Source organism: Chamaesiphon sp. VAR_69_metabat_338, from assembly GCF_031423935.1.
Classification (GTDB): Bacteria; Cyanobacteriota; Cyanobacteriia; order Cyanobacteriales; family Chamaesiphonaceae; genus Chamaesiphon.
Genome location: NZ_JANPGM010000008.1, coordinates 1 through 11616 on the forward strand (window position 1 = coordinate 1; position 11616 = coordinate 11616).

The following is an 11616-nucleotide window of genomic DNA, read 5'->3' on the forward strand; positions in this document are numbered from 1 at the left end:
CCAATATTGCGCTGGTTGGGGCGATTAGGCGAGGCTTAGAGCAGGCTGATTTTCCGCCTAATGCCGTTCAACTGGTCGATACTAGCCCGGGATTGCTCTACGAGCTATTTACCCATACTCAACAGGTGAATTTAGCGATCGCATATGGTCGGCCGAGCTTAATCCATCAAGTTACGCAGCAGTCTACTGTCTCGATTTTGCCAGCAGCGATCGGCAATTGTTATTTGTATTGGGGTGCTAATGGGAGCTTAGAAGTCGTCCGACATGCAATCTGCGATAGTCACGTTGGGGAGCCAGACGCAGTCAATGCGATCGAGAAGGTTTTGATTCATACCGATCGATCGGCCACTTCTTTGACGACATTATGGAAGAGTCTGAGCGAAAAAGGGTTTCAACTTCTGGGCGATCGCGAATTAGTAGCCAATTATGGAGAATATCTCCAGCTTGCCCCAGATAGTGAATGGTATCAACCTTCGCTGCGGAAAATTATTGCCTTTAAATCTGTCAAGGATGTGGATGAGGCGATCGCGACGATCGATCGTTACAGTAGCGGACATACCGATTGTATCGTCACCGATTCTTATTTAGAAACACAGCAATTCGTGGCGGGAATTAATAGTGCTTGCGTCTACATTAATGCTTCGCCCCGCTTTTACCGCTACCAGCGAGGTAGCGATCGCATCTGGCTGGGGATGTCAAATTATCATGGTTCCCAGCGCGGAGCGATCGGCCTGTCAGCACTAATCGCCACTCAGCAAGTCACCATGGGTTAGGTCGGAACTTCCAAGCCGACTCAATCGAGTCAGCTCGCCGAGCGACGGGGACGGGGCGGTGGCACGGCAGGAGTTTGACCGTTACCATCGCCGCGCTCTTGGCGATCGGGAGATCTTCGCGTGGGGGCGATCCGAGGCGGTCGGCTATCGGAGGAGCGATGTTCGCCACCAGATCGATTACCAGCCCCTCGGGATGCTTCGCGATCGTCATCGGCGTCGCGATAGCTACTGCTACCATAAACGTCTAAATGAATAGACTGACCGACCATTGCGGCTGCGGCTTGGAGGACTGTCCGCACGGCTTGAATATTGCGACCGCCGCGACCGAACGCATTACCGCGATCGTCACTAGCTACTGCCACGCGAATCCAGACGCGATGGCGATCGAGCGTCAGTTCGCAATCGACCCCGATCGCCGCTGCGTCAGTCAAAAAGGGTTGAAATAAAAATTTGACTATTTGCCCGTAATCAGGCAAATTTGCGTCGGGCATCGTCATCACTTGGTTTTGTTACCTGTTGGTTCGAGCAAGTTTGCTTTTTCCAGAATCCGGCGCACGGTATCGGTCGGCTGGGCACCTTGAGAGAGTCTTTTGGCGATCGCTTCATTGTCGAGGCGTACTTCGTCAGTGCGAGGGTTGTAGAAGCCTAATTCTTCTAAAGGACGACCGTCGCGTCTAGAGGTACTTTGCATCGCTACGAGCCGATAGCTAGCTTCGCGCTTTTTCCCAAATCTTTTGAGCCGTATTTTAATCATGTTGAAGCAGTTTAGCTGGTAATATGAGTGAGCTGAATGATTGACCCACAGCCTTCCAACTATAGCACAGTCGCGGCTGATTCTGAATCTTGTTTGCGCTGGCTGTAAACTGCTTCTTCACACTTAGTTCGAGATCGCATTTAGCTATGAAAGTAATTGGGTTAATGAGTGGGACTTCCGTCGATGGTATCGATGCAGCCTTGGTCGAAATTACGGGAACGACGCTCGATTTGCAGGTGAAATTATTGGCTGGGGAGACTTATCCTTATCCAGAACAGTTGCGATCGCAGATCCTCTCAGTCTGTGGTGGCGCAAAATTGGCGATGGTGGAATTGGCCGCGCTAGATGATGCGATTGCCGCGTGTTTTGCCCAAGCAGCAATCGCCATCCAAACTCAAGCCGGTGCAGAGGGGGCTGTCGCGATCGGCTCCCACGGTCAAACCGTCTTCCATCGCCCCAAAACCGATACTAGCATGGGTTATAGTCTACAGCTCGGTCGCGGCGAACTGATTGCGGCGATCGCCCAAATTACCACCATCGATAACTTTCGCGCTGCCGATATCGCGGCTGGCGGCCAAGGTGCGCCGCTGGTGCCCAAGCCCGATGCCTACTTACTCAGCGATCCGATCGAACATCGGTGCATTCAGAATATCGGCGGCATTGGCAATGTCACCTATCTACCTCCTCACAGTCAACCTGAATGGGAGCAGCAGATTCGGGGGTGGGATACGGGGCCGGGTAACAGTTTGCTCGATTTAGCAGTGACTCAACTGAGCGATGGCAAATTAACTTTCGATCGCGATGGTGCCTGGGCGGCTACTGGCAAGGTCTGCGAACCGCTAGTCCAACAATGGTTAACACAGGATTACTTTGGGATTGCGCCCCCCAAATCGACAGGTAGAGAGCTATTCGGAGGTGAGTATCTTCAGCACTGTCTGGCTGATGCCGCTGGCTACCGGCTCAGTACTGCCGATCTGCTGGCAACGCTTACCGATTTGACCGCCAGCAGTATCGCCGATAGCTATCGTCGCTTTCTGCCTCAATTACCCGATCGCGTCTTACTGTGCGGGGGCGGCAGTCGCAATCTGTATCTGCGGCAACGGTTGCAGGCGCGGTTGCCGCAGATAAAGATCGAAACTACTGACGAGGCGGGTGTCAATGGCGATTATAAAGAAGCAATTGCCTTTGCAGTGTTGGCATATTGGCGACAGCACGACATCCCTGGCAACTTCCCCGCAGCAACGGGCGCAAAACAACCAGTCCTACTCGGTGATGTCCATCATTGACGATGAATTGGGTATATTGAAAATAAGCGCATCTACAACTGCCTGGATATTTAAATTTTTAAACTGGGCGATCTGTCTGTCTCAATCGATCTACAGTAGGTATCTGACGCACCATCCATCATCCTATCCGATCGCGTTCGTTTCGATGTTCAATTTTTATTTTCAAATCGACACTACTAAATTGTTCGCCTTTTCAGGAGCGAGCGGCATGGAGGCATCGATCGCGTGAGAGATGAATATTATGGTCGCTTACTAGTTCAACGCTATCAACTTTTGGAGATTGCGGGCAAAGGTTCCATGGGACAAGTGTATCAAGCCAAGGATACGCTGTTGGGCGGTGTGATTGTCGCCGTCAATTTTTTGTCGCGATCGAAAATGAACCAGCGAGTGCGGGACAGATTCATGCGAGAAGCAACGATCAGTGCCCTATTGGGAGAAAAAAGCATTCATATCGTCAAAGTGCGCGACTACGGTGTTGATGAAGAGGAGATGCCCTTTTATGTAATGGAATATCTCAAAGGCGACAGTCTCAAAGAGGCAATGCAGAATCAACCCATGCCGCTACCGAAATTTTTTAGCTTCATGCGCCAGATCTGCTTGGGTTTGCAGTGCGCTCATGATGGCATTGAAATCGATGGCAATGTCACCCAAGTCGTCCACCGCGATATCAAGCCTAGTAATATTATCATTATCAAAGATGCCACCTTGGGCGAGCTAGTCAAAGTGCTCGATTTTGGGATTGCGCTGCTCAAATCAGATGAGTCGCCGACAGGGTTTATGGGGACTCCGGCTTATTGTTCTCCCGAACAAATGGATGGCAAAGCCTTGGATAATCGGGCGGATATTTATAGCTTGGGCATTATGATGTTCCAAATGCTGACTGCCGAACTGCCGTTAAAACCCAAGACTAGTTCCTTTGACGGTTGGTTTCAGTCCCATCATTACCAAAAACCGAAATTATTTAGCGAAGTTAGAGCAAAGTTAGACTTGCCGCAGGCATTAATGGATATTGTTAATCGCTGTATGGCAAAAACTGCCGAACAGCGTCCGAATAGTGTCACTGAAGTGCTCAAAGTGCTCGAACAAATCGAACAAAATTCAGCACCGCTAACCACACAATCTCAGAGTTACACAGCTAATACTCCGCCTACGGTTGAAGCGATCTGTCTGCAAAGTATCTGGCCAAAAGACAAGCCCCGAGCGGAAATTGTCTTTCCACAATTAATTCAATATCGGGAGACTGAAATCGCCACGATGTGGATCATGCTCTCGCGCAGCGATATTGAAAAATATCGAAACAATAAGCCACATTCTCAGTTTTTGTTTGTGGGTTCGCCGCATCCGATGTTGCTGTGGCTGACGACGTTATATCAAGACGAACAACAACATCGGATGCTTCCTTGCTATCTAGATCTCAAAAAACCGATCGGTGAAAAAATCCTGCAAATTCTCAACCAGACGGGTAGTTATCGCTTAATTTTATTCGCCCTCGAAGGTGACGAACGCTGCGTTTGTACGATCGAAGGTAAAGTGCCGACCCGCAAAATGCAACTACTGAAGGAGTGGTTGTTAGAAAGTCAAAATACTGGTGCCAATCACGGTCAAATCAAAGAAAGTAAGCGATCGCTTAAAGAGGAATTAGATACTCTTAAGCCCAAGTTAGTTGCTAGTCTTCAACGTCAAATTTCCAAGAAACATTGATATTCACCAGTTGCAAAAAGGGAGCGAGAAATTTTTCTCACTCCCTTTTTTGTTGAGGCATCGACTAATTAATCGATCGTCAAACCACTTAACTATCTACTATTTAGGAGTAGGTGGTGCAGTTGGTTCTGGTGCGGGAGCACTAGGTGCGCTAGGCGTAGTTGGCACGCTAGGCGAACTTGGTGCGGGAGCACTAGGTGCAGGTGCAGACGCAGGTGCCGATTGACTGGCAATCTGTACCAATTGACCCAATAGTCCTTGCAGTGCTCTTTGACCGCTAGGGGCGTTAGCCAATGCTTTGTCTGGACCGACTTCGCCGACATAAGCTTTCACATAGTCATTATAGGCACCAACCGATGCATTCAGCTTGGTAGCACTAATGTTGCCGTTACTAGCGCGCATCCCGCGAACGGTACTTGCTAGATTAGCAGCCGCTTTACCAGTTGCGCCATCAGCAGGTACGCCACTAGGAACTAGTGATGCTACTAATGGAGCGGGTTCTGCACCGTTGATGACATCAAATGTCGCCGCATCGCCGACTGCATTAGCAGTCAAGGATTGAGAAAACTGGTTGACGGCACTTTGGCTTTGAGCTTCGTACGAAGGTTCGCCACCACCACGGACGCCACCGCCACCAGTACCAGTAACAGAGTTGAAGATGTTACCGTTATCGGAACCGTTACCAACCTGAGCACTAGCTGGGGCGATATTGAGTGCAACTAGACTAGCTACAGCACCAATCCCCAACAAATAAGACGAGATTTTCATGTTTGCGCTCCTGATGAAAAGAATGAATAATACGAATGGAAATTTGAGGATTAATCCTCAAATTTCCAACAGGTAACAAATTGAGCTGCGGTCTAGAAGTTAAAGCCTAAACCACCACTAACAACGAAGCGGGAACCACCCGTTTCAGAATTGGCTAGATCGACTAACGCAGGGGTAATTTGGAAGGAAGAACCACCACCAAAAGGAATGGTAATAGGTAGACCAACACCTAAGTCTTGACCGTTCCAGTCAGCAACTACCGAGACATTGGAGAATAAGTTCGTACCGAGGCTACCAAAGATATTGATCGTGTCGCGACCGTTACGGATATCACCGACAGTCCGGAAGCGACCGGCACCAGCACCAACGGAGAGAGTAGTGTTGCTGAAGAACCCTTGATTGGCGTCAGGGTTGAGAACCGCACTGATGACACCGTAGCCAGTCCGACCGCCGTTCACACCGCCATCACGAGTCCCGAAACCTCCAGAATTATTACCAAAGGTGATAGCGTTTTCGTAACCACCAGCGATCGCTAGGTTATCACCCAACAATTTATTGACTTTGAAACTTACGCCACCGTTATCGAAAATGCCAGCATTACCACGAGTGGAACCCGTGTAGGTGGTGGCTACAGCTTCTAGACCTAGAGCATTGCGAGGATCGCCTAAGCCAATCCCAGCGGAGTAAGCCCAAGCTTCAGGATTTTTGGGTGAGGTGACACCGTTGTAAATGTTCGGACGAGTTACGTTTTGGTAGCCAGCACCGATGAAGAAACCAGAGTTACCACCGAAGGCTGTGGGCGTACCCAGACCGCCGACGGGATAAGTACCAACGCTACCAGAACCGACGATCGCGGGAGTCTGACCGGGAATGCTCAATTTAGCGATCGCTTCATCGGCAGTTACAGGTACATTTGCTGCGGGATTACCTGTAATTGAAGTGACGTAAGTACCTTGAGGACAAGAAGCAATATATTTGTTGCCAGGGCTAGACGCATCTAGCGCAGTCAGCCTGCCCGCTCCAACTAATACTTGGTGGATATAAGCAGCAACATCAGCACGAGTAGCGACAGTGTTGGGGCCGAAGTTACCACCTGGTAAGCGACTGCTGTCGTATTCCACACTCACGGCTACGCATTTTTGAGTAGCAGCGATCAGTGCATTTTGACCGTAGCTGGGAACTTGGGCAGCGTCACCGAAGACACTATTGAGGTCTAAAGAACCAGCAGGCTCTAGTTTGCTGCCATTTACTAACGATACTAGACCTTGAATCCGTAAGAGATTTTGCTTAGGGCCAAAACTACCGGGATAACCAGCTAAAAATCCACTCCGGTAAGCTTTTTGGATGACGTCGGCTGCCCAGTAGTTTTTAGGCACGTCTTTGAATCGACGAGCTTCCCGAATGGGCTTGAGGTCGAAGGCTTTGTTGAGTAAAGCCGCGAACTCAGCACGGGTGATGGGTTGATCTGGGCGGAAAGTACCATCGGGATAGCCCTTGATGATGTCTTTTTCGACTAAGACTTTGATAAAAGGCTCTGCCCAGTTACCAGAGACATCGCTAGCTTGAGCAACTTGGTTTGCTGCTGGGGTTGTCGCTGGTGCTATGGTGGTGGGCTGGGCTTTGACAGCTTCAGCTAGCGGGGTAGAAGCCGCAACCTTATTTAACGAACCATTGTTTGCTGCTGTGGGTGCCGCAAGGACAGGACCCATCGCCATTAATGAGCCAGTGAAGACCGAACCTAGCATCAGAGATGCAATTCGACCGACCTGAGCACGTTTGAGATTAGACTTTTGATTGTTTTGTTTCATGGTTTCCCTAGTGCACTCCTCACCGGAAAAGTTATCACTTTATATTTTAGTGCAAATTTCCGGAATCGAGAGAAATTAGTTGTTTATTGTATTTTACATAGCGATCGATTCAACACTCAGGTGGTTTTATCCATCGGTTGAATTTACGCATGGTTCTCGCGAAGGATGGAACATCCTGAGCTGTGATTCGGTCGAACCCAGCGTTTGAGAGTATAAGTTCAGAGATTTGGCTGAGTACATTTGGTGAAAAAAAATATACTTTAGATGTATAGATCTAACTTTGTCTGAGCTATTTTTTGGTTCTGTCACTCACCAATATAGCGGACTTTAGATTGCTTCAATTCATCAGCATACTCATCTCTTACACCATACGACAATGCTAGTTACGATCGGATTAGCAAAGGTCACAAATCAAATTTTAGAATCGATCTAAGTTTGATTTTCAACTTGTTAAAAACCGTCGATTGTGTCATAATATCATGTCCACTAAAAGCCAATCTTTGTTGAGTATTGAAGCTACTGCCGCGACTCTTGAGAAATCGATCGATGCGCTTTCCAATCATCAGAAGTATACGATCTGGACGTCAATCGATGTCTGTTTGTTCCTGATTTCAATGCTAGCGGCAATCGGTTTTGAGTATGGATTCGATCTGATGCCGGTGGAAGCGTTAGCCCAAGGTCAGTTTGTGCTACTAGAGGTGGGGATCAAAGTTGGATTTTTTTGGTATTTTAGAATTTATCAGCAGGTACTACGGTACATTGATGGCGGCTTTATTTTCACGATCGCCAAAGCCTCGATTTCGAGTTTTATTGCGACGACATTCGTTGCTTACTTATCTGCCACGACCGTAATTCCGACATCAGTATTGATCGGCGATGGCATGTTGGCACTGATTTTGACAATTGCATCCAGGCTGTGTGTCCGCTTAACGCTCGGCAGAATGCGCGAGATCGGTCATCCCCGCCATCTGCGCGATATCGTAATCTATGGAGCTGGTAGTGCCGGTTGTATTCTCGCACAAGCTTTGATTGGCGAAAACAATGGCAAGCGACCGATTGGCTTTGTCGATGATAGCCCGTATCTTCAGGGGCGGAACGTTCAAGGGATTCGCGTCTATGCACCCGCAGAATTACTCAAGTTAAAAGCCACCACGGGATTTGAAGAAATTCTACTGGCGATGCCCTCGATCGAAGGACAACGCAAACGCGATATTTTACAGAAGTTACAAATATTGGGCGTACCGGTTAAAACCGTACCGAGTATTACTGAAATCCTTAAAGGCCACGTGTCGATCGATCGCGTTCGCGAGCTAGATGTTGAGGATTTATTAGGCCGCAAACCGATCTCTGCCAATCCCGAATTGCTCCAGCATGATATTACCAATCGTGTAGTTCTAGTTACTGGCGGCGGTGGTTCGATCGGTTCGGAACTCTGCCGACAAATTGCCAAGCAACAGCCCAAAATGCTGGTGATTTATGAGTTGCATGAATTCGCCCTCTATCAGATGGATATGGAGTTAGGAGAAAACTACCCCCATCTCAATAAAGTTGCCTGCTTGGGTTCGGTGACTGACGCCCAAGCGTTGACCGGAGTGTTAGACACATATGGTGTTGAAACTATCTATCACGCGGCGGCTTACAAGCACGTCCCGATCGTCGAAGCCAATCCAGTTTCGGGCATTATCAATAATATCAATGGTACGCTGACTGCGGCTCAATGTGCGATCGCTTGTGGCGTCAGCAAATTCGTGCTGATTTCCACCGACAAAGCCGTCCGTCCGACCAATATCATGGGTGCGACCAAGCGTGTAGCCGAATTGGTACTCCAAGGCTTAGCCGACCAGCCCCATCAAACTTGCTTTACGATGGTGCGATTTGGGAATGTCTTAGGCAGCAGCGGTTCGGTTGTGCCGCGCTTCCGCTCTCAAATTGCCGATGGTAAATCGATCACGCTCACCCATACCGATATCACTCGCTACTTCATGACTATTCCTGAAGCTGCAACACTAGTGATTCAGGCTGGTGCGATGGCCAAAGGCGGCGAAGTCTTCCTGCTCGATATGGGCGAACCCGTCAAGATTTACGATCTGGCGACCCAGATGATTCGCTTACACGGCATGGAACCCCATCGCGATGTCAAAATCGAGATCGTGGGCTTACGACCGGGTGAGAAAATCTATGAGGAGTTACTAATCGACTGCGATGCCGCACTCCCGACCGGACATCCCAAGATTTTCTGCGCTCGGGAAGCGAAACTAGCTTGGAAAGAGCTATCGCCACAACTAACCAACTTATTAGCGGCAGCAGCCCAATGTGAAGTCACCGAATGTGTCTCGGCACTCCACAACCTCGTGCCAGAATATCAGCCGATGGGACAATATGCACGAGTCAAATATGAAGCTGTAGCTGTCTAGGAGCGGCGGATATGAGCACCGCCGCTCCGCTCGATGGCAGTCTTATCGCTGGACGCAATCTATTCCTGGGCTGATTCTTGACGTTGAGAAAATCCCCAGCTAAAGATGATAGCTACCATCGCGACTGTCACTACCTCGGGAATCTCCAAATCGGGACTTAGCGCGCGGACTAACAGCTTAACACCGACTAAACCTACCGCAATATATCCCGCATCTTCCAAATGCGTGTATTCGGATAACCACCGAATGAATAAATCTGCCATAAATCGCAGCAAGATAATTCCGATCGTCGCCCCTGCAATCACCAACCAGGTATCGGTTGATACCGCAATTGCTGTCGCTACGCTATCTAGCGAAAAAGCCAAATCGGTAATCGCAATAATCGGAATCACCTGCCATAGTGAAGTGTACTGAGGTCGCTGTTGTTGGCCGTCTTCATCTTTACCAGCCGTAAAATATTTAAACACCAGCCACAATAAGTAAGCTGCTCCCAACACCTGAAACTGCCAGTAGCGGACGACCCACGTCGCAAATACAATCAACGTCATCCGCAAGATGTAGGCAAAAATGAGGCCGAGGTTGAGAGCTTGAGGACGAAGCTTTTCATCAACTAAGCCCTGGGAAATCGATGCTAGGGCGATCGCATTGTCGGCGGATAGGACGGCCTCTAGCGCGACTAACACTAGCAAAAGAATGGGTGTGGACAGACCAATGTCTACTGGTAACTCGATCGGTTTGTCTATCATCGATAAGGTAAGTGGGTAAACGAATTTTAGGCGGAATATTAATCGCAGCTATCGGTCTGACTGGCACTAATTAGCCAGCGCGTCCAATTTTCTTAAGTTGAATTGCTACTTCCTGACGCTTTTCATTTTACCAAACTTCCTCGTTTCTCTACCATTGCTACTGTTTGTCAGTCAGGTCGAGCTAAATTTAAGACGATTTTAAGTTGGAGGGATAGCCAAGTCGATCTGTAAAGGTCAGATCGACTTTCCGATCGAGGTTGTTATTATCGCTCGTAACTACCGATCGAATTGCCCACATGTTGCCGATCTTTGGCACACACTAAGATGACTTTGGCGATCGTTAGTAGCGAAATTTTTAGGATGTTTTCTAGTAGTCGGCGATTGTCATGTTACAGGTTATTCATTCCTGCCTAAAAATCATCATTCGATGCGCTCTAAAAGCTCGATCGAATGACAGCGCGGCTGTGAGTTTAAGCTGTAGTTTAATCTTGGCTGTTTGTCCTGGGATTTACATATTTCTATACCTGACACCCGCGATCCGTTTTCTTTAATAGATGCAATCTAGATGTGCGATACCTTATTATTAGCGATCGAGTTAAGATTACCGCAATGTTTTCATTAGTGGCCGATCGAGAATGTTAAGATACTTAATCGCTGAGAGTTACAAAATAGTATTTTCATACTAAAATAGTAAAGTAACTTGTTACTCTTTTACCCGATCTTTGTGCTTGGTGCATGAGATCGGCGAGGAAACAGTTCTAATAGAACTGTCAGTTAATCCCTCAATCCCAATTTTTACCTATGAATAGTTGCATTTTAATGGCGGAGATTATCAAAAATCCCGAACTCCGGTACACAGCCGACAACCAGATGGCTGTAGCCGATATGTTCGTCCAGTTTGCGCCGCCACCCGGCAGTCGTCCAGACGACCGAAACCCGACGATCGAAGTTGTGGGCTGGGGTAATTTGGCAACTGAAATGAAAGAAAATTATCAGCAAGGCGATCGGGTGACGATCGAAGGTCGTCTGCAAATGAATACGATCGAACGGGATGGGTACAAGGAAAAGCGCGCTCAATTAGTTGCTAGTCGCATCTATCATGTGATGGCGATCGATACCCCCTCAGCATCAGCCGCACCAGCAGGAGTCAGTGCGGCACCTAGTTCGCCAGCACCTAGCTCGCAACCACCGAGCAGCCGGACTGCTGCTAGTGCCCCTCGGAAGGAAGAGCCACCGAGCTTTGATGCTGACGACAGCGACCAAATTCCATTCTAAATCTCAGCACAAATGTACCGATCGAGTAGGGACGATTGACGAATTAGTCCCTACTCAACGCCCAGTTCTAAGGCGGTTAGCAAACCAGGTA

Annotated in this window: 9 protein-coding genes and 1 pseudogene; 5 read left to right on the plus strand and 5 right to left on the minus strand. The window is 48.6% G+C overall.

Annotation, left to right across the window (positions count from 1 at the left end):
- Positions 1–773 (plus strand): annotated as a pseudogene (locus RMO84_RS00245) (gamma-glutamyl-phosphate reductase); the annotation flags it as partial.
- 29 nt (positions 774–802) lie between these two features.
- Here RMO84_RS00245 and RMO84_RS00250 read toward each other — a convergent pair.
- Both RMO84_RS00250 and rpsP read right to left on the minus strand, forming a co-directional pair.
- Complete coding sequence (locus RMO84_RS00250) at positions 803–1270, minus strand: KH domain-containing protein (RefSeq protein ID WP_310486396.1); 468 nt, start codon at positions 1268–1270, stop codon at positions 803–805.
- Positions 1270–1527 (minus strand): 30S ribosomal protein S16, encoded by a 258-nt coding sequence (gene rpsP, locus RMO84_RS00255; protein ID WP_309732260.1) that lies wholly within the window; start codon positions 1525–1527, stop codon positions 1270–1272. Before rpsP ends, RMO84_RS00250 begins: the two co-directional genes overlap by 1 nt.
- A 146-nt stretch (positions 1528–1673) precedes the next feature.
- Here rpsP and RMO84_RS00260 point away from each other — a divergent pair, with 146 nt between their 5' ends.
- Together RMO84_RS00260 and RMO84_RS00265 are read left to right on the plus strand one after the other, a co-directional pair.
- A complete protein-coding gene (locus RMO84_RS00260; protein WP_310486397.1) occupies positions 1674–2813 on the plus strand; it encodes an anhydro-N-acetylmuramic acid kinase in 1140 nt (379 codons plus the stop codon).
- A gap of 225 nt (positions 2814–3038) precedes the next feature.
- Positions 3039–4514, plus strand: coding sequence for a serine/threonine-protein kinase (locus tag RMO84_RS00265; protein ID WP_310486398.1), 1476 nt, complete (start codon positions 3039–3041; stop codon positions 4512–4514).
- Positions 4515–4613: 99 nt separating this feature from the next.
- On the opposite strand, the gene RMO84_RS00270 is transcribed toward RMO84_RS00265, so the two are convergent.
- Together RMO84_RS00270 and RMO84_RS00275 are read right to left on the minus strand one after the other, a co-directional pair.
- Entirely contained in the window at positions 4614–5282 is a 669-nt protein-coding gene (locus RMO84_RS00270; protein ID WP_310486399.1) for a hypothetical protein, read from the minus strand.
- A gap of 92 nt (positions 5283–5374) precedes the next feature.
- Positions 5375–7090, minus strand: a complete 1716-nt coding sequence (locus tag RMO84_RS00275; RefSeq protein ID WP_310486400.1) for an S-layer homology domain-containing protein — start codon at positions 7088–7090, stop codon at positions 5375–5377.
- Positions 7091–7569: 479 nt separating this feature from the next.
- On the opposite strand from RMO84_RS00275, the gene RMO84_RS00280 reads away from it, so the two are divergent.
- On the plus strand, positions 7570–9504 hold the full coding sequence (locus tag RMO84_RS00280) for a nucleoside-diphosphate sugar epimerase/dehydratase (protein WP_310486401.1): 1935 nt from the start codon (positions 7570–7572) through the stop codon (positions 9502–9504).
- Between the two features lie 59 nt (positions 9505–9563).
- On the opposite strand, the gene RMO84_RS00285 is transcribed toward RMO84_RS00280, so the two are convergent.
- The gene (locus RMO84_RS00285; protein WP_310486402.1) at positions 9564–10250 is read right to left on the minus strand and encodes a DUF475 domain-containing protein; all 687 of its coding nucleotides are present in this window, start codon (positions 10248–10250) and stop codon (positions 9564–9566) included.
- Positions 10251–11051: 801 nt separating this feature from the next.
- Here RMO84_RS00285 and RMO84_RS00290 point away from each other — a divergent pair.
- The gene (locus RMO84_RS00290; RefSeq protein ID WP_310486404.1) at positions 11052–11525 is read left to right on the plus strand and encodes a single-stranded DNA-binding protein; all 474 of its coding nucleotides are present in this window, start codon (positions 11052–11054) and stop codon (positions 11523–11525) included.
- The last annotated feature ends 91 nt before the right edge of the window (positions 11526–11616 follow it).